General features: G+C 71.7%; 17 protein-coding genes. 6 read left to right on the forward strand and 11 right to left on the reverse strand.

The window, feature by feature from the left end; translation table 11 throughout:
• Positions 1–3: 3 nt before the first annotated feature.
• Positions 4–477: a type II 3-dehydroquinate dehydratase gene (aroQ, locus tag ACZ619_RS03835; RefSeq protein ID WP_469593710.1), complete on the reverse strand. Its 474-nt coding sequence runs from the start codon at positions 475–477 to the stop codon at positions 4–6.
• Positions 478–649: 172 nt separating this feature from the next.
• On the opposite strand from aroQ, the gene ACZ619_RS03840 reads away from it, so the two are divergent.
• Entirely contained in the window at positions 650–1,921 is a 1,272-nt protein-coding gene (locus ACZ619_RS03840) for an MFS transporter (protein ID WP_469594481.1), read from the forward strand.
• 15 nt (positions 1,922–1,936) lie between these two features.
• On the opposite strand, the gene ACZ619_RS03845 is transcribed toward ACZ619_RS03840, so the two are convergent.
• The 7 genes from ACZ619_RS03845 to ACZ619_RS03875 form a co-directional block, all read right to left on the reverse strand.
• The gene (locus ACZ619_RS03845; RefSeq protein WP_469593712.1) at positions 1,937–3,037 is read right to left on the reverse strand and encodes a calcium:cation antiporter; all 1,101 of its coding nucleotides are present in this window, start codon (positions 3,035–3,037) and stop codon (positions 1,937–1,939) included.
• Positions 3,038–3,147: 110 nt separating this feature from the next.
• Complete coding sequence (locus tag ACZ619_RS03850; protein WP_469593714.1) at positions 3,148–3,450, reverse strand: hypothetical protein; 303 nt, start codon at positions 3,448–3,450, stop codon at positions 3,148–3,150.
• A gap of 128 nt (positions 3,451–3,578) precedes the next feature.
• A complete protein-coding gene (locus tag ACZ619_RS03855) occupies positions 3,579–4,580 on the reverse strand; it encodes a TerC family protein (RefSeq protein WP_469593716.1) in 1,002 nt (333 codons plus the stop codon).
• Positions 4,581–4,802: 222 nt separating this feature from the next.
• On the reverse strand, positions 4,803–6,827 hold the full coding sequence (locus ACZ619_RS03860) for a TerD family protein (RefSeq protein ID WP_469593718.1): 2,025 nt from the start codon (positions 6,825–6,827) through the stop codon (positions 4,803–4,805).
• Between the two features lie 49 nt (positions 6,828–6,876).
• On the reverse strand, positions 6,877–7,455 hold the full coding sequence (locus tag ACZ619_RS03865) for a TerD family protein (RefSeq protein ID WP_469593720.1): 579 nt from the start codon (positions 7,453–7,455) through the stop codon (positions 6,877–6,879).
• Positions 7,456–7,613: 158 nt separating this feature from the next.
• Positions 7,614–9,761 (reverse strand): excinuclease ABC subunit UvrB, encoded by a 2,148-nt coding sequence (gene uvrB, locus ACZ619_RS03870; RefSeq protein WP_469593722.1) that lies wholly within the window; start codon positions 9,759–9,761, stop codon positions 7,614–7,616.
• 40 nt (positions 9,762–9,801) lie between these two features.
• Entirely contained in the window at positions 9,802–10,668 is an 867-nt protein-coding gene (locus ACZ619_RS03875; RefSeq protein ID WP_469593724.1) for an MHYT domain-containing protein, read from the reverse strand.
• Positions 10,669–10,945: 277 nt separating this feature from the next.
• Between ACZ619_RS03875 and ACZ619_RS03880 the strand changes: the two genes are divergently transcribed.
• Both ACZ619_RS03880 and ACZ619_RS03885 read left to right on the forward strand, forming a co-directional pair.
• Positions 10,946–11,815 (forward strand): glycerophosphodiester phosphodiesterase, encoded by an 870-nt coding sequence (locus tag ACZ619_RS03880; RefSeq protein WP_469593725.1) that lies wholly within the window; start codon positions 10,946–10,948, stop codon positions 11,813–11,815.
• A 48-nt stretch (positions 11,816–11,863) separates the two neighbouring features.
• A complete protein-coding gene (locus tag ACZ619_RS03885; RefSeq protein WP_469593727.1) occupies positions 11,864–12,418 on the forward strand; it encodes a methylated-DNA--[protein]-cysteine S-methyltransferase in 555 nt (184 codons plus the stop codon).
• A gap of 19 nt (positions 12,419–12,437) precedes the next feature.
• Here the strand turns inward: ACZ619_RS03885 and ACZ619_RS03890 are convergent, their stop codons facing one another.
• Positions 12,438–12,857 (reverse strand): VOC family protein, encoded by a 420-nt coding sequence (locus tag ACZ619_RS03890; RefSeq protein ID WP_469593729.1) that lies wholly within the window; start codon positions 12,855–12,857, stop codon positions 12,438–12,440.
• Positions 12,858–12,955: 98 nt separating this feature from the next.
• On the opposite strand from ACZ619_RS03890, the gene ACZ619_RS03895 reads away from it, so the two are divergent.
• Both ACZ619_RS03895 and ACZ619_RS03900 read left to right on the forward strand, forming a co-directional pair.
• Positions 12,956–13,864, forward strand: coding sequence for a pseudouridine-5'-phosphate glycosidase (locus ACZ619_RS03895; protein WP_469593731.1), 909 nt, complete (start codon positions 12,956–12,958; stop codon positions 13,862–13,864).
• 74 nt (positions 13,865–13,938) lie between these two features.
• Complete coding sequence (locus ACZ619_RS03900; protein WP_469594484.1) at positions 13,939–14,850, forward strand: carbohydrate kinase family protein; 912 nt, start codon at positions 13,939–13,941, stop codon at positions 14,848–14,850.
• Between the two features lie 123 nt (positions 14,851–14,973).
• Here ACZ619_RS03900 and ACZ619_RS03905 read toward each other — a convergent pair whose 3' ends face one another.
• Entirely contained in the window at positions 14,974–15,768 is a 795-nt protein-coding gene (locus ACZ619_RS03905; RefSeq protein ID WP_469593733.1) for a methyltransferase domain-containing protein, read from the reverse strand.
• Between the two features lie 250 nt (positions 15,769–16,018).
• On the opposite strand from ACZ619_RS03905, the gene ACZ619_RS03910 reads away from it, so the two are divergent.
• Entirely contained in the window at positions 16,019–17,146 is a 1,128-nt protein-coding gene (locus tag ACZ619_RS03910; RefSeq protein WP_469593735.1) for a magnesium and cobalt transport protein CorA, read from the forward strand.
• 33 nt (positions 17,147–17,179) lie between these two features.
• Here the strand turns inward: ACZ619_RS03910 and ACZ619_RS03915 are convergent, their stop codons facing one another.
• Positions 17,180–17,812: a nucleoside/nucleotide kinase family protein gene (locus tag ACZ619_RS03915; RefSeq protein ID WP_469593737.1), complete on the reverse strand. Its 633-nt coding sequence runs from the start codon at positions 17,810–17,812 to the stop codon at positions 17,180–17,182.
• Positions 17,813–17,904: the final 92 nt, after the last annotated feature.

The following is a 17,904-nucleotide window of genomic DNA, read 5'->3' on the forward strand; positions in this document are numbered from 1 at the left end:
GGGCTACGCGTCGGCGGTCGTGGCGCCGACCAGCGCCGCCACCCGCTCCACGCCGAACACATAGCCCTGCACACCGCATCCCGCGATCACGCCGTCGGCGCGCAGCGAGACGTACGAGTGGTGCCGGAACGACTCGCGCTTGTGGATGTTGGAGATGTGCACCTCCAGCACCGGCATCCCGTCGCAGGTGTTGAGGGCGTCCAGGATCGCGACCGAGGTGTGCGAGTAGGCGCCCGGGTTGATGACGATCCCGCAGTGGGTGAGGCGGGCCTCGTGGATCCAGTCGATCAGCTCGCCCTCGTGGTTGGACTGCCGGAAGTCCACCGTGCCGCCGTGGGCGGCCGCCGCCTTGGCGCACAGGGCCTCGATGTCGGCGAGCGTGTCGGAGCCGTAGATCTCGGGCTGACGCTGGCCGAGCAGGTTCAGATTGGGCCCGTTGAGGATCATGATCGGGGCGTTGGCCAGGGTGCGGGGCACGATTCCTCCGGTCCGTTTGGACGATGAACGGTCCTGGAGGGACCGTGGCTCAGACCGGTTTATCACGGTGCGCCGTGGCGCCCGTGAAGGGCGCCGTGCGCCCCCGTAACCCGCGATCACCGTGGGTGGTTGACGCGGCATGCGCGATGTACGCACCGTAAGGACGCCCTCGATGCTGCGGCTGGCGGCCGCCTCGCTCGCCGGTACCGCGATCGAGTTCTACGACTTCTTCGTCTACGGGACGGCCGCCGCCCTCGTCCTGGGCCCGCTGTTCTTCCCGACGTTCTCGCCGGTCGCGGGGACGCTGGCGGCGTTCGGGACGTTCGGGGTGGGGTTCGTGGCCCGGCCGCTGGGCTCGGTGCTGTTCGGGCACATCGGGGACCGGCGGGGCCGGCGGCCGGTGCTGGTCGGGTCCCTGCTGCTGACGGGCGCGTCGACGGTCGCGGTCGGGTTCGTGCCGTCGTACGACAGGATCGGCGTCGCCGCTCCCCTGCTGCTTCTCCTGCTGCGCTTCCTGCAGGGGCTGGGACTCGGCGGCGAGTGGGGCGGGGCGGTGCTGCTGACCTCGGAGCACGCGCCGGCCGGGCGGCGCGCCCTGTGGTCGAGCTTTGCGCAGATCGGTCCCGCTGTCGGCTTCCTGCTCGCCAACGGCGTGATGCTGGCCCTGTCGGCGTCCCTGTCCGACGCGGAGTTCGGGCGGTGGGGGTGGCGGGTGCCGTTCTGGGCCGCGGGGGCGCTGGCGCTGGGCGGGCTGTGGCTGCGTTCGTCGCTCGCGGAGAGCCCTCGGTTCCTGGAGATCGACGACCACGCGCGCGTGCCGCTCGCCGAGGTCGTACGGCACCACTGGCGGCTGGTGCTGCTGACGGCCGGGGCGCTCGCGGTCGGGTACGCGGTGTTCTACGCCGTGACGACCTGGTCGCTGGCGTACGGGACGGAGCGGCTCGGGGTGAGCCGGATCGTCATGCTGACCTGCGTCATGGCCGCCGTGGTGGTCAAGGGCTCGCTCACCCCGCTGATGGCCCTGCTCGGCGACCGCTACGGGCGGAAGCCGCTGTGCCTGGCGGGGTGCACGGCCTCGGTGCTGTGGATGTTCCCGATGGTCGCGCTGCTGTCGACCGGCGAGCCGCTGCTGATGTTCCTCGGGTTCACCGGTGCGCTGATCGCCTTCATCACCATGTTCGCGGTGATCGCTGCCTATCTGCCGGAGCTGTACGAGCCCCGGGTGCGCTGCACCGGCGCCGCCGTCGGCTACAACCTCGGCGGGGTCCTCGGCGGCGCGCTCACGCCGATCGTGGCGACGGCGCTGGCGGAGCACAGCGGCCGGGTGCCGTGGGGTGTCGGGGCCTATCTGACCGGGATCGCGCTGCTGAGCCTCGGCTGCTTCGCGCTGCTGCCGGAGACGCGTCCGGTGCCGGTGGCGGCGGCCGAGCCCGTCACGGGATGAGCGCTCCCGGGGCGGCTAGGGGTTGATCGCCAGCTCCAGGTAGGCGGCGAACAGGACCAGGTGGACGCCGCCCTGGAGCGGTGTCGCCCGGCCCGGGACCACGGTCAGGGAACTCACCACCACGGTGAGCGCGAGCAGCAGCATGTGGGTCGGGCCGAGGCCGAGGACCAGCGGGCCGGAGAGCCAGATGGAGGCCAGGGCGACGGCCGGTATCGTCAGGCCGATGCTGGCCATGGCCGAGCCGAGCGCCAGGTTGAGGCTGGTCTGCACGCGGTCGCGGCGGGCCGAGCGCAGGGCGGCGATGGTCTCGGGGAGCAGCACCAGCAGGGCGATGACCACACCGACGACGGCCTGGTGCAGGCCGGCCGCCTGCACGCCGGACTCGATCGTCGGCGAGACCCCCTTGGCCAGTCCGACGACACCGATCAGCGCGAGGCCCAGCAGGCCGAGGCTGATCCAGGCAGTGCGCGCGGACGGGGCCTGGGCGTGGTCGTCGACGCTGATCACTTCGCCCTGCCGGGTGATGGGCAGGAAGTAGTCGCGGTGCCGCACGGTCTGGGTCGCCACGAACAGGCCGTAGAGGATCAGTGAGGACAGGGCCGCGAAGGTCAGTTGTACGCCGGAGAACTCGGGGCCCGGCTTGCTGGTGGTGAAGGTGGGCAGCACCAGGCTGAGCGTGGCCAGGGTGGCCACGGTCGCGAGGGCGGCTCCGGTGCCCTCGGGGTTGAAGACCGCGGTGCCGTGACGCAGGGAGGCGACGAGGAGGCAGAGGCCGACGATGCCGTTGCAGGTGATCATCACGGCGGCGAAGACGGTGTCCCTGGCCAGGGTGGCGCTCTTGTCACCGCCGTCGACCATGAGGGTGACGATCAGGGCCACCTCGATGATCGTGACGGCGATGGCGAGGACCAGGGAGCCGAAGGGCTCGCCGACCCGGTGGGCCACGACCTCGGCGTGGTGGACGGCGGCGAGGACGGATGCCGCGAGGACCACGGTCACGAGTGCGACGACCGCGCCGGGCAGATTTCGTCCCCAGGTGAACAGGAGCAGGACGACCGCGAGCACCGGCACGAGGAGCGTCCACTGCGGGGTGAGCGACCTGAGCCGAGTGATCATGCAGCGATGGTGGCAGAGGTGTACAGGATTCGCATTCCGGTCCTTTCGGTCTCCGGGGGCCTGCCGCCGGTGCGGCGCGGCCCCCGGGTCTTACGGGCGCGGTCGGGCGGTCACGCGAAGTCGGTCAGGTCCACGACGTCGCAGTCGGTGAAGGACGGCGGCCGGGTGCACAGGGCGGCCAGCCGCTCGGCGAACTTGGCTGTCTCCGGGTCGTCGCTGTTGCGCATGGCCTCCTCGTAGGAGTCGAACTCGATCAGTCCGAGGTAGTGGCCGGGCCGGCTCCGGTCCCGGAGGATCAGGCGGCGCGTGGGGCCGCCTTCGTGGTCGGCGAGCTGGTTGCCCATCTCGTCCGCGAGGACCCTCATCTCGTCCATGCGGTCGGTCTCGAAGTCGATGATCTGGACGAATGTCACGGTTGCCTCCATCGGGTGGCGGTCTCCCCGACCGGGGACTTTCCGCCACCCAACGAAGCACCGGGAGCGGTGCGCGGGCCATGCGCTTCGCGCCGCTGCGCGGGTGGTTGTTCCTACGTACGACGTGGTCAGACGTCGATGCTGTCCTTCGGAGCGCCTTCGCTCGACGTCCGCGCCGCCCCGTCCGCCGCCTGCTTCCCCGAGGCTCTGAGGCTGGTGATCGTGGTGACGATCAGGACCGCGCAGATGACGCCGAGCGAGACCGGGATGCTGATCTCCGGGACGTGGACGCCGGACTCGTGCAGGGCGTGCAGCACCAGCTTGACGCCGATGAAGCCGAGGATGACCGACAGGCCGTACGAGAGGTGGACCAGCTTCTTCAGCAGTCCGCCGATGAGGAAGTACAGCTGCCGCAGGCCCATCAGCGCGAAGGCGTTGGCGGTGAAGACGATGTAGGGGTCCTGCGTCAGGCCGAAGATCGCGGGGATGGAGTCCAGCGCGAACAGGACGTCGGTCGTACCGATCGCGAGCATCACGACCAGCATCGGGGTCATGACCCGCTTGCCGTTCTGCTCGATCCACAGCCTGGTGCCGTGGTAGCGGTCGGCCACGCCGAACCTGCGCTCCGCGGCCTTGAGCAGCTTGTTCTCCTCGAACTCCTCTTCCTCCCCGTCGGCCCGGGCCTCCTGGATGAGCTTCCAGGCGGTCCAGATCAGGAAGGCGCCGAAGAGGTAGAACACCCACGAGAAGTTGGCGATGATCGCGGCGCCGGCCGCGATGAAGACGGCCCGCAGGACCAGGGCTATGAGGACGCCGACGAGCAGCACCCGCTGCTGGTACTGCGAGGGCACGGCGAACTTCGCCATGATCAGGACGAAGACGAAGAGGTTGTCGACGCTCAGCGACTTCTCGGTGATGAAGCCCGCGAAGAACTCCCCGGCGGGCCCGCCGCCGGAGAAGACGAGCAGGCCGAGGCCGAAGAGTCCGGCCAGGGCGATCCAGACGACGGTCCAGATTCCGGCTTCCTTGATGGATACGTCGTGCGGCTTGCGGCCGATGAGGAAGTCGACCGCGATGAGGGCGGCCAGCCCCAGGATGGTGAGGACCCACAGGGTCACGGATACATCCACTGCGCCTCCGGTTCGTGAACGGCAAAAGGTCAGCGCTGTCGCTGCCGGAGGTCTCTTCCACCCGAGACGGGCCGACGCCCCGGGATCCGACTGGATCCGTATTGACGGGTACGCCGCAGCAGACAGGGAGTACTCCCCTCCGTGTGGAAAACAGTACCCCAATCACCAAGGAAAGGTAAAGAGCTTGGTAAAAGAAAGACCAAGTCAGCTGGCCAGGGGACTTTACATGCGCTTGGTGCGGGCGATGGCGATCTGGGTGAGCACCTGCTGGAGCACCTGGCTGCCGGCCGGCGCGAGGCAGGGTTCGTACGTCCAGGCGTGCCCCACCCACGGGTCGGCGAGGTGGTCGTCCGGCACCGGCGTGAGTCGCATCAGCGAACGCCAGAGCGGGTCGAGCAACGGCCCGTACGCGGCGGCGTCCTCACGGTCGGCGACCAGCAGGAGGTGGACGCCGGCGTCCGGGCCCTCGTCCGCGAGATAGCGCAGCCGGGTGACGGCCCGGTCGTCGAAGCCGTGCGGGAAGTCGTTGACGATCAGCAGCTGCCGTGAGGTGTCCAGACCGGGCGGCAGGGCGTCGGCCGCACCGCCGCGGAGCGCCATCTGCACCAGGTCGACCCGCTCGGTCAGCCGGCTCAGTACGTCCGTCACACCGGCGGCACGGGCCGCGGGCGGCATGGCCAGCACACCGGCGCCGGTCAGCGGCGCGAGTGCGGAGGCACCGGAACCGGCGGCGTCGACGACCTGGACCCCGAACTCACCCGCGGGGTGGACGGCCAGCAGCCGGGCCGCGAGCGCCACGGCCGTCCGCAGGGCGAGATGCCGCACCTCCGCGGGGTCGGACAAGGCTCCGTCGGCGGTCGGCGCGAGACCGCTGTCGATCCACAGGCCCCGTTCCAAGGGCAGCCGGACCAGCATCGGAATGCGCAGCGGATCGCTCTCCGGGAGGTGGAGGTCGCCCAGGCGCACGGCCATCGGCGGCTCCGTCGGCACCTGGTAGGCGTGCCAGGCGGGGTTGTCCCAGCGGGCGTAGGCCGGTGGCAGCGCGGGCTCGACGACCTCGGACTCGGCGGTGAGCTGGGCGAGGTCGCGGTCGATGGCCGCCCGGGCCTGGTCGACCAGCTGGGCCTGCCGGGCACGGGCCGCCTCGCGTGCGGCGTCGCCCGCCGAGCCCAGCCGGCTGCGCGGGTCGGAGAGGACCTGGTCGAGCTCCTTCTCCAGGCGCGACTCGGCGAAGTCGACGGCGCTGCGGTAGGCGGCGGTGGTGCGGGCCAGGTCCTCGAACATCCCCCAGACCTGGTTGTAGAGCCGCTCGTCCATGGACCAGCCGACCGCGTCACCGGCGACGGGCGCCACGGGCCCCTCCTCGGGGGCGGCGGCAGGCGGCGGCTCGGCCGTCCGGCGGCGCTTGGGGTGCGTGTAGTCGATGGGGCCGGAGGCGGACGAGGAGGCCTCGGCAGCGCCGGGTTCGGCCGCGGCCGGGGAACGGCCGTCATCGGTCGCAGGGTTCGTCTCACCGATCCCGCTGGCGGGAGAGGGGGCGGCCCGGCCGTCGCCGGGGGTCTGGCCGTCGTACGGAGACCCCGTGGGCGGCGTCACGGCGGTGGAGGCGGCGCCGGACGGGTCGGTGCCCGTGACGGACGCCGTGGTGCGCAGGGAGCGGTCGGCGTCCGTGGCATGCACGGGCACCGACCGGGCCATCCCCTGCGCCACGGCCTCCTCGATCTCGGCGGCGAGGCGGTCGGCCCGGGGCAGGCCCTGGTCCGCGAGGAGCGCGCCGAGGCCGTCCGCGTACCCCTGGCCCACCGCGCGGATCTTCCAGGCGCCCTGGCGGCGGTAGAGCTCCAGGGCGACGACGGCCGACTCGGCGTCCAGGCCGGCGAGGGTGTAGGCGGCGACCTCGGTGCCGTCGAGGCCGGTGACCGCGGCGCGGGGCGCGGCGACGGCGCCGAAGCGGACCGGGCCGCCCGGCACGGCGGGCAGGGCGATCAGCACACTGACGCGGTGGACGGTCTCGGGCAGGGCGTCGAGGTCGACGGCGAGGCGGTGTTCGGCGGCGGCCTGCCGGGAGACCTCGATCCCGGGCAGGCTGGGCGCGCCGGGGTGGGCCACCTGGTCGGCGCCGCGCACCTGGCCGTTCTCGTCGCCGAGGGTGGCCCCGGCCACGACCGGCACGTGGGCGAGGACGCGGATCTCGATCCGGTTCCGCGAGAGCGGATGGTTCTGCCCGCGCTTCAGCTCGGCCGCCATTGCCCACGTCCCCCGGTTCGTCGTGTCGTCGTGCTCCGCCGGACCCCTTCTACAGGATCGGCAGGATCGACGGCACCAGGTCCTGGAAGGTGCGGCCCCTGGCCGGGACGCCCAGGGCCGTCATCGTCCAGCCCTGTCCCGTCCGGTGCACCTTGGCCATGATCTGGGCGGTGTACTCGCCGCCGCCGTCGAGCGTGTAGCGGGCGAGTTCCTGGCCGTTGGTCTCGTCGACCAGCCGGCAGAAGGCGTTCTGCACTTCCTGGAAGGTCTGGCCGGTGAAGGAGTTGACGGTGAAGACGATCTGGTCGACGTGGACCGGGACGCGTGCGAGGTCGACGAGGATGGCCTCGTCGTCGCCGCCCTGGCCGGCGCCGCCGACGAGGTTGTCGCCCGTGTGGCGGACGGAGCCGTCGTCGCTGACCAGGTGGCGGAAGAACACGACGTCGACGGGCTGCTTGTCGGCGAAGAGCACCGCCGAGGCGTCCAGGTCGATCTCGCGGGTGCGCGAGCCGAACAGTCCGCGCCGGGGTGCCGCCTTCCAGCCAAGACCCATACGGACGGCGCTCAGGGAGCCTCCGTCCTTCTTCTCCAGGCTGATGGCCTGACCCTTGGTCATGTTGACGGTCACGGCTGCTTCCCCTCGTCCGGTGTCCCCTGCTGGCCGCGAAGTGCGCGGTTGACCAAAACCCTATGCAGCGCCACTGACAGTGCCGAACCCCGGCCCGCGCTTTGTGTCGGTCTTGCAACACTTCGCGCCCTTGCCGGGGTCCGGCGGCGGCCCTGACCTCAGGCCAGGCCCGCCTCCCTCATCTGACGCAGTTCCTTCTTCATCTCGGACACCTCGTCACGCAGCCGGGCCGCGATCTCGAACTGGAGATCGGCCGCGGCGGCGCGCATGCGCTCCGTCATCTCCTCGATCTGCTCGGAGAGTTCGGCCGCCGGACGGTCGGTGGGCACCGCTTCCCCGGCCTTGCCCTTGGCCGCCTTGCCGGCCTTCGCCCCCTTGCCGGCCTTGCCGCCCAGGGACGGTACGGGCGCCTTGGCTCCCTTGCCGTCCTTCAGGTTGCGGTAGCCCGAGCCGAGCAGTTGTTCGGTGTCGACCTCTTCGCGGGCGATCTGCGCGACGATGTCGTTGATCTTCTTCCGCAGCGGCTGCGGGTCGATGCCGTTGGCCTTGTTGTAGGCGACCTGCTTCTCCCGGCGCCGGTTGGTCTCGTCGATGGCCTTCTCCATCGCCGGGGTGATCTTGTCGGCGTACATGTGGACCTGGCCGGAGACGTTGCGCGCCGCGCGGCCGATGGTCTGGATCAGCGAGGTGCCGGAGCGCAGGAAGCCCTCCTTGTCGGCGTCGAGGATCGCCACCAGCGACACCTCGGGCAGGTCGAGGCCCTCACGCAGCAGGTTGATGCCGACCAGGACGTCGAACTCGCCGGAGCGCAGCTCGCGCAGCAGCTCGACGCGGCGCAGGGTGTCGACGTCGCTGTGCAGGTAGCGGACCTGGATGCCGAGTTCCAGGAAGTAGTCGGTGAGGTCCTCGGCCATCTTCTTGGTGAGCGTGGTGACCAGGACGCGCTCGTCCTTCTCGGTGCGCTTGCGGATCTCGTGCACCAGGTCGTCGATCTGCCCCTCGGTGGGCTTGACGACGACCTCCGGGTCGATCAGGCCGGTGGGCCGGATGATCTGCTCGACGACGCCGTCCCCGCGGGACAGCTCGTAGGCGCCCGGGGTCGCCGACAGGTAGACCGTCTGCTCGATCCGCTCCTGGAACTCCTCCCATTTCAGGGGGCGGTTGTCCAGCGCGGAAGGCAGCCGGAAGCCGTGGTCGACGAGGGTTCGCTTGCGGGAGGCGTCGCCCTCGTACATAGCGCCGATCTGCGGGACGGTGACGTGCGACTCGTCGATGACGAGGAGGAAGTCGTCCGGGAAGTAGTCCAGCAGGGTGTTGGGCGGGGAGCCGGGCAGGCGGCCGTCGAAGTGCATCGAGTAGTTCTCCACGCCGGAGCAGGTGCCGATCTGGCGGAGCATCTCGATGTCGTACGTGGTGCGCATCCGCAGGCGCTGGGCCTCCAGGAGCTTGCCCTGCTTCTCCAGCTCGGCGAGGCGCTCCCCCAGCTCCTTCTCGATGTCGTTGACGGCCCGCTCCATGCGCTCGGGGCCCGCGACGTAGTGGGAGGCCGGGAAGACGTACAGGTGCTGGTCGTCGCTGATGATCTCGCCGGTGAGCGGGTGGAGCGTGGACAGCGCCTCGATCTCGTCGCCGAACATCTCGATGCGGACGGCGAGCTCCTCGTAGACCGGGAAGATCTCGATGGTGTCGCCGCGCACCCGGAAGGTGCCGCGGGTGAACGCCATGTCGTTGCGCGTGTACTGGATGTCCACGAAGCGGCGCAGCAGCTGGTCGCGGTCGATCTCGTCGCCGACCCGCAGCGGGACCATCCGGTCGACGTACTCCTGCGGTGTACCGAGGCCGTAGATGCAGGAGACCGAGGCGACCACGATGACGTCGCGGCGGGTGAGCAGCGAGTTGGTGGCGGAGTGGCGCAGCCGCTCGACCTCCTCGTTGATCGAGGAGTCCTTCTCGATGTAGGTGTCCGACTGCGGGACGTACGCCTCGGGCTGGTAGTAGTCGTAGTACGAGACGAAGTACTCGACCGCGTTGTTCGGGAGGAGCTCGCGGAACTCGTTCGCCAGCTGGGCGGCCAGCGTCTTGTTCGGCGCCATCACCAGGGTGGGCCGCTGGAGCTTCTCGATCATCCACGCGGTGGTGGCGGACTTGCCGGTGCCGGTCGCGCCGAGGAGGACGACGTCCTTCTCGCCGCCTTCGATGCGCTTGGCCAGCTCGGCGATGGCCGCCGGCTGGTCACCGCTGGGCTGGTACGGGCTGACGACCTCGAAGGGCGCCACCGTGCGTTCGATGTGAGAAACGGGCCGCATGGCATCCACCGTACGACCCCGCACTGACAACCGGCTCTGATCAGCGGTTCTGCGGAGTCCGTGAGTTGTGGTGGCCCTGCTTGCGGCCGATGCGCAGGGACGGGCGGCGGCTCGGGTGGTGGGTGACCTCGTCGGCCGGGACACCGGGCTTGTGCTCCACGCGGAGCCGGTCGGGCTTGCCCGTGACCATCAGCGGGTCGAACATCACGACGACGGCGGCGAGGCAGAGGAAGGCCAGCGGGCCGATCAGCATGGGGGCGAGCAGGGAGGCGGGCGAGTCGCCGGGGACGTCCCCGCCGGTGCCGTGGAGGTGGACGCTGAGCGCCGCCATGCCGGTGTAGTGCATGCCGCTGACGGCGAGTCCCATGACGAGGCTGGCGCCGACGCTCCACAGGAAGCCGCGGACCTGTCCGGCCGCCCACAGGGCCGAGGTGGCGGCCACGACGCCTATCACCACGGACACGGCCACGGTGACGGTGTTGTACTCCAGGCTGCCGTTGAGACGGAGGCCCGCCATGCCGAGGTAGTGCATCGACGCGATGCCCAGGCCGGTGATGGTGCCCCCGGTGAAGAGCGCGGTTCCGGTGGCCCCCCGGTAGCCGACGATGAAGATCCCGACGCCCACCATGACGATGGCGAGGCCGAGGCTCGCATAGGTGATCGGCTGGTCGTAGTGGATCGGCGTCTCCTCGACGCTGAACCCGATCATGGCGATGAAGTGCATGGTCCAGATGCCGGAGCCGATGGCCGCCGAGCCCAGGGCGAGCCAGGCGGGCCGCCACGAGTGCGCCACCAGCATCGCCCGGGTCGTGCAGCGCAGCCCGAGGGCACCGCCGAGGCAGGCCATCAGGTAGGCCACCAGCGGGGTGACGACCCCGTAGCTGAATCCGTCGACCGTGCCCTGCATCTGCGGCTGCCCTTCACCCTTTGCGTCCCGGAATATTTGGTATGCGCCCCCGTCCCAGGACCGCCCGAGCGGTCAGGGTTGACGCAGAGAGTATGACCCCCACCGGAATGGTCGAACGATTTTCCGGCAAAGAAACACGGCCTTGTCGCAGTTGTGCGGCACTGGTGAGCGGACTTGGGCAACACCATTCAATCTGTGGCCGTCCCGCACCCAACCGCTGTTGACTCCCTGCTGTCAGTCTTGTGCTGTACGTGATCGCACGACGTCGGGAGTAGGCATGCACGCGCGCGTAGTTGCCGCCACCATCACCGCGCTTCTGGGGACGGCCGCTCTGCTGAGCCCCGTCTCCGACGCCCGGGCCGGCGGCACCGGTGAACCCGTGGTGCTCGCCCACCGGGGGGCCTCCGCCTACGCCCCCGAGAACACGCTGGCCTCGATCGACAGGGCGGCCGCGATGGGCTTCACCTGGGTCGAGAACGACGTCCAGCGGACCAGGGACGGCCGGCTCGTCGTCATCCACGACGACAGCCTGCGGCGCACCACGAACGTCGCCCGGGTCTTCCCCGGCCGGGCGCCCTGGAAAGTGAAGGACTTCACAGCCGCGGAGATCGCCCGGCTGGACGCGGGCAGTTGGTTCTCCCCCGCGTACGCGGGCACGCGCGTGCCGACGCTGGCCCAGTACATGCGCCGGATCGAGCACAACCACGAGAAGCTGCTCCTGGAGATCAAGAACCCGGAGCTGTACCCGGGCATCGAGGCCCAGATCCTGAAGTCGCTGGGCGACCAGGGCTGGCTGGACCGGCGGCACCTCGACCGGCTCGTCGTGCAGAGCTTCAGCGAGGACAGCCTGCGCGTCGTGCACGCCCTGAAGCCCGCCGTGACGACCGGCTACCTCGGCACACCGTCCGCGGCGTCGCTGCCGCGGTACGCGCGGTTCACCGACCTCGTCAACCCTTCGGTGACGTCGATCTCCAAGGAGTGGGTGGCCTCCGCGCACTCGCTCGACGGACCGCACGGCCGGCGGCTGCGCGTCTTCACCTGGACGGTGAACGACGCGGTCACCGCCTGGAAGGCCGCCGGGTACGGCGTCGACGGGATCATCACCAACAAGCCGGACGTGGTGCGGGCCGCGCTGAACGGGGGGTGAGCGGGCCGGGCGGCGGGCGTTGTCGGTGCCGGGTCGTACGGTGGGCGCATGGACAGCGAAGGGCAGTACGGGCAGCGGGTGGTGTGGGCCGTCGTGGGCACCGGCATCGGTCCGCTGCTGCTGGCGGCGACCCACGACGGCCTGGTGAACGTGGTCTTCCACGCCACCGACGCGGTGCGGGAGCGGACGGTCGAGCGGCTGGCGGCCCGGCTGGGCACCGAGCCCGTGGAGGATCCCGGGGCGCCGGTGCTGGCCGAGGCGATACGCCAGCTGCGGGCGTACTTCGCGGGCGAGCGGCAGGACTTCGACCTGCCGCTCGACTGGTCGCTGATATCCGGCTTCAACCGGCAGGTGCTGCGCGAACTGGCCGCCGGCGTCCCGTACGGCTCGGTGGTCGGGTACGGCGACCTGGCCGGGCGGGTCGGGCAGCCGGGCGGGGCGCAGGCCGTGGGGGCGGCGATGGGCGCCAATCCGCTGCCGGTCGTGGTGCCGTGCCACCGGGTGGTGGAGCGCGACGGCGGGATCGGCGGGTTCGGGGGCGGTCTGGAGACCAAGCGGAAGCTGCTCGCCCTGGAGGGCGTGCTCCCCGAGCCCCTGTTCTGAGCCGCCCCGGCGGGCTCGCTCAGCCGTAGTGCCGCGCCTCGACGACGTTGGCGTCCGGGTCCCGGAAGCAGAAGTTGCGCGGGGCCTTCCCGCGGGCGCCGAAGGAGTCGTGGCCGACGCCGGTCATGGGGACGGCCCGTTCGGCGAGGCGGGCCCGCAGGGCGTCGGACGGCAGGGCCAGGCAGACGTGGTGGACGGGGTGACCCGCGCCGCCCGCCGTTCCGGGGAGCGCCGGCATGTGCTCGGCGAGGCTGTGCGGGGCGAGGTCGAGGACGGTCTCCTCGTTGACCCGTGCGGAGGGGAAGGGCGCCTCTCCCGAGGTGAACTCCGCGACTCTCAGGGGCTCCAGGCCGACCGCCCGCCCGTGGAAACCGGCGGCGGCCACCGGGTCGGCGACCCAGAGGACGACATGGTCCAGACGTACCGTGCGATGCGTCATGCGGCCAGGCTGGTGGCGTCCCCCACAGGCCGCAAGCGTTTAGCGGGGTGCGCCGCCCGCCAGAGATGAGGGAGGACCGACGGACAGGAGGCAGGCGCGTGGTGCTGGTGGTGTCGGAAGAGGTCCGTGAGGCACGCGACTCGGGCCGGGCGGTGGTGGCCCTGGAGTCCACGATCATCGCGCACGGGCTGCCACGCCCGCGCAACCTCCAGGTGGCGCTTGAACTGGAGGACGCGGTACGGCGGGAGGGCGCCGTGCCCGCGACCATCGCGGTGCTGGACGGGCGGCCCCATGTCGGCCTGGACAAGGAGCAGTTGGAGCGCGTCGCCAACGAGGACGGCATCCGCAAGCTGGGCCATCGCGACCTGCCGCTCGCGGTGGCGTCGGGGGCGAGCGGGGCGACCACCGTGTCGGCGACGGCGCAGCTGGCGGCGCTGGCCGGTCTCCGGGTGTTCGCGACGGGCGGCCTCGGCGGGGTGCACCGGGAGTGGACGGTGACCCAGGACGAGTCCGCCGACCTGGGGCTGCTGGCCCGCACCCGGATCACGGTGGTGTGCGCGGGTGTGAAGTCGATCCTGGACGTGCCGGCGACCCTCCAGCGTCTGGAGACGCTGGGCGTGGCCGTCGCGGGGTACGGCACGGACCGCTTCCCCGGCTTCTACCTGTCGGACTCCGGACATCCGGTCGAATGGACGCTGGAAACCCCGGAGCAGATCGCGGACGTCATGCGGGCCCAGGACACGCTCGACGCGGCGGACACGGCCCTGATCGTCGCCAACCCGGTCCCGGAGGCGGAGCAGCTCGACCCGGCGCTGCACGCGCGCGTGCTGGCCGACGCGCTGCACGCGTGCGACGCGGAGGGCATCACCGGTCAGGCGGTCACGCCGTTCCTGCTCGGCTATCTGGTCCGGCACACGGACGGCGCCTCGCTGGAGGCCAACCTGGCGGCCGTGCGCGGCAACGTACGGCTGGCCGCGCGCATCGCCTCGGCGTGGGCCAGGGGGTGACGACGGACCGGGAGGCGCCACGGGGCGCGACCTGGACGCCGGGCCGGGGGACGGCGCCGGGCGGGAGCGGGGCGCTGCTGGTCGTCGGGGACGTGGTCACCGACGTCGTGGCCCGGCACCGGGGGCCGCTCGCGGCCGGCACCGACACCGCCGCCGCGATCCGGACCCTGCCCGGCGGCGCGGGCGCCAACGTGGCCTGCTGGGCCGCGTACACGGGCTGTGGGGACGTACGGCTGCTGGGGCGGGTCGGGACGGACGCGGCGGCGTGGCACGAGCGGGAGCTGCTGGCCGCCGGGGTGCGGCCCCGGCTGGTGGTGGACCCCGAGGCCGCGACGGGGACGGTGGTCTGTCTGGTCGACAGCGGTGCCTCGGCGGAGCGCACCTTCCTCACGGACAGCGGGGCGTCGCTGCGGCTGGAACCCGCCGACTGGTCGGACGCGCTGCTCGACAGGGTGGCCCGGCTGCACCTCTCCGGCTACCTGCTGTTCTCCGAGCCGAGCCGGGAGCTGGTGACGGTGGCCCTGGCCTCGGCACGCGCGCGTGGCGTGCCGGTGAGTCTGGATCCGGCGTCGGCCGGGTTCCTGGTGGCGCTGGGCGTGGACCGTTTCCTGGCGCTGGTGGAGGGCGTGGACGTCCTGCTGCCGAGCCGGGACGAGGCCTGTCTGCTGACGGGGCTGCCCGATCCGGCGGACGCGGCGGCCAAGCTGAGCCGGCAGGTACCGCTGGTGGTGGCCAAGTCGGGGGCGGACGGCGCGCTGGTGGCCCGGTCGGGCAGCGTCCTCGCCCGCGTCCCGGCCGCGCCCGCGACGCCCCGGGACACCACGGGCGCCGGTGACGCCTTCACCGGGGCGTTCCTCGCCGCGCTGGTCGCCGGCGCGGACGCGCGGGAGGCGGCGGCGCAGGGCTGCCGGGCGGGTGCGCGGGCGGTGGAACGCGTGGGCGCCAGACCGCCCACGCACGACACCGGACCGAGCGCGCCCCGCTGACATTGCATCGCGTGCGCACCGCCCCGCTGACACGGCATCGCGTGCGCACCGCACCGCCAGCTTTCGGCAGGGCGGGCGGGTCCACGCCCCGGGACTGCTGGTCTCCGGCTCGGGGGAACCGGTCTACGCCTTGCGGCCCCAGGCGGAGATCATCGGGGCCGTGGCGAGGTCCATGCCGCCCGCTTCCACATGGGCCAGGTGCTGGTCGATGTCCGCGTCGGTGGCCAGGCCCGCGCCGACGAGCTGGTCGCGGATCTGCCGGACGGTGGCGGACTCCAGGGCGGTGCAGGCGGGCGAGGCGACGGGGAAGTACGCGTCGGCCTCCACGTTGCGCAGCCCGGCCTCGCGGAGCAGCCGCGGGAGCTTGCGGCCGTAGGACAGGTCGGCGCCGCGTTCGGCGAGGAGCTTGCGGAAACCCTGGCGCAGGCGGTTGGCGAGCTGCTGTTCGGGGCCGTACTCGTAGGGGCAGGTGAGCGGCTGGAGGGCGGCGTCGGCGTCCTCGACCAGCAGCCGCCCGCCGGGGCGCAGGGCCTTGATCATGGAGCGCAACGCCCGCTCCCGGTCCGGCACATGGACCAGCACGAGCCGGGCGTGCACCAGGTCGAAGCCCTCCCCCGGCGGCTCCTCGGCGCCCACGTCGTGGGTACGGATCTCGACCGGCGGACGGCCGGCCGGGGCGAGCAGCGAGGTGTCGATGTCGGTGGCGACGACCCTGCCGGTCGGCCCCACCTTCTTGGCCAGCCAGGACACCACGGAGGTGCCGCCCGCGCCGACCTCCCAGCAGCGCCAGCCCGCGCCGAGACCGAATGCCTCCAGGTGCCGGAAGGTGACGGGGTCGAAGAGGCCGGCGAACGCGTCGAAACGCTGAGCGGCCTGGCTCTGGCGGTTGTCGAGGAGGTACCCGTCGGCTCGTGTCATGAAGCGATCCTCCCAGTTGTCCGGCTTGTCCGGGACGGTCGACGCTCCGGCACGCGGGAGTGCGGCGGCCGGGTGCGGGAACCCTCTGTCCACGGGCGGGAACGAGCCGCGGGGACCTGGTCGTCCACAGCCGGGAACCAACCGGAACGCACTGCTCCCACAGGCTTACCCGCGTCTCACACCGGACTGGCAGACTTGCCCGGCAGGACGCGGAAGCGTTGTGCGAGGGGATCCACGCGAGGAGATCCGGATGACGGTGGCAGGGAATCTGCGGAAGGTCACGGGGCTGGGCCGGGCCGGCGGGCTGCGCAGGGTGGCCCGGCTCGCGCGGCGGCTGCCCCGCGTCGACCTGAACCATCACGCGCGGTCCCCGCTGGGCTCCTCGGTGGTCAACTGCGTGACGTACGAGGACGGGGTACGGGTCCCGGAGTGCAGTGACCTCTTCTCCGCCGTGGAGCGGGTCCGCAAGAACGGCGAGGGGTTCGTGTGGCTGGGGCTGCACGAGCCGACGGACAGCGAGTTCGCGGGCATCGCCGAGCTGTTCGACCTGCATCCGCTGGCCGTGGAGGACGCGGTGGAGGCCCACCAGCGCCCGAAGGTGGAGCGGTACGGCGAGGCGCTGTTCGCGGTGTTCAAGACGGTCTGCTACGTCGAGCACGAGCAGCTGACGGCGACGAGCGAGGTGGTGAACACCGGCGAGATCATGGTGTTCGTCGGCGAGGACTTCGTGATCACGGTGCGGCACGGCCGGCACGGCTCGCTGGGGCCGCTGCGGGAGGAGTTGGAGTCCTCGCCGGGCCAGCTCGCCAAGGGGCCGGCGGCGGTGCTGCACGCGATCGCGGACCATGTGGTCGACGACTACCTGAACGTCACGGACGCGGTGCAGGCGGACATCGACCAGGTCGAGGCGGACGTCTTCGCGGAGAACGGCGCGCGGGCCGATCCGGGGCGGATCTACCAGATGAAGCGCGAACTCCTCGAACTGAAGCGGGCGGTGGTGCCGCTCGGGCGGCCGATGGAGGAGCTGACCTCCCGGCCGGTACGGGTGGTCCCCCCGGAGATACAGACCTACTTCAGGGACGTGCTCGACCATCTGATGCGGGCCAGGGAGCAGATCGCCTCCTTCGACGAACTCCTCAACTCCATCCTCCAGGCGCATCTGGCGCAGGTGACGGTCGCGCAGAACGAGGACATGCGCAAGATCACGGCCTGGGCCGCGGTGATCGCCGTGCCGACGATGGTGTGCGGGGTGTACGGCATGAACTTCGTTCACATGCCGGAGCTGCACTGGCGGTTCGGCTACCCGCTCGTCATCGCCGTCATATCCGTGGCGTGTCTGGCCCTGTACCGGGGCTTCCGGCGCAACGGCTGGCTGTGACCGGGGCCGTCCCCGGCTGAGCCACTGGGCCGCTCAGCCGCTCCACGCGGGGTGTCTCGGGTCGTTGGCGCGGACCAGGACGTCGGCCGTGCCGGCCGGGTCGGTCTCGTCCGTGTAGCGCTCGAAGGCGGGAAGGGTCCAGTGGTCGGCCTCGGGGGTGCGGCGGCCCAGGGCGCCGGGAGACAGGAGGAGGTGGACGGTCAGGTCGAACGGGAACCAGTGCCGCAGCAGGAGCGGTCCGTGCAGCAGCAGGAGCCCTCCGGGCGGTAGTCGGACGTAGTCGCTGCGGGTGGCGCGGTCGGTGGCCTCGTCCCACAGGTCGGGCAGGACGCGGCCGGTCCCGCCCGGGTCGAGGGGGCCGAAGACCTCCCGCCACAGGGCGTTGGTGTCGAACCAGCCGCCGTAGTACGACTCGGCGTCCCGGCGGCCGTGCTCCAGGCGCAGTGAGGCGGGGCGCAGGAAGTCCTCGGTGCCGACGACGAGCGAGGGCCGGCCCCGGACGCGCAGCGCCTGCGCGACGCGCTCCGCGAGGTCCCCGGGCCGGGCGGCCGGGGCACCGTCGAAGGCGACGCGCGGCCAGGCACCCCCGTCGGCAGGCTTCAGCTCGGCCAGCCGCTCGGCGAGGCGTTCGGCGAGCCGGTCCCAGGTGATCGCTTCGAATCGCACGGGGTCATGATGCCGGGTGGGGCGGGAGCAGAGAGCGCCGGGCGTCCCGGGGTGCCTGGGCAGGCGCCCGTGGCCGCCGGCGCGTGCGCGTG

Source organism: Streptomyces sp. NPDC104367 (assembly GCF_055583825.1).

Coding starts and splice junctions, on each gene's coding strand:
- ACZ619_RS03840 (WP_469594481.1), top strand. CDS start 650: ATGCTGCGGCTGGCGGCCGCCTCGCTCGCCGGTACCGCGATCGAGTTC.
- uvrB (WP_469593722.1), bottom strand. CDS start 9,761: ATGCGGCCCGTTTCTCACATCGAACGCACGGTGGCGCCCTTCGAGGTC.
- ACZ619_RS03875 (WP_469593724.1), bottom strand. CDS start 10,668: ATGCAGGGCACGGTCGACGGATTCAGCTACGGGGTCGTCACCCCGCTG.
- ACZ619_RS03880 (WP_469593725.1), top strand. CDS start 10,946: ATGCACGCGCGCGTAGTTGCCGCCACCATCACCGCGCTTCTGGGGACG.
- ACZ619_RS03885 (WP_469593727.1), top strand. CDS start 11,864: ATGGACAGCGAAGGGCAGTACGGGCAGCGGGTGGTGTGGGCCGTCGTG.
- ACZ619_RS03905 (WP_469593733.1), bottom strand. CDS start 15,768: ATGACACGAGCCGACGGGTACCTCCTCGACAACCGCCAGAGCCAGGCC.
- ACZ619_RS03910 (WP_469593735.1), top strand. CDS start 16,019: ATGACGGTGGCAGGGAATCTGCGGAAGGTCACGGGGCTGGGCCGGGCC.
- ACZ619_RS03845 (WP_469593712.1), bottom strand. CDS start 3,037: ATGATCACTCGGCTCAGGTCGCTCACCCCGCAGTGGACGCTCCTCGTG.
- ACZ619_RS03890 (WP_469593729.1), bottom strand. CDS start 12,857: ATGACGCATCGCACGGTACGTCTGGACCATGTCGTCCTCTGGGTCGCC.
- ACZ619_RS03860 (WP_469593718.1), bottom strand. CDS start 6,827: ATGGCGGCCGAGCTGAAGCGCGGGCAGAACCATCCGCTCTCGCGGAAC.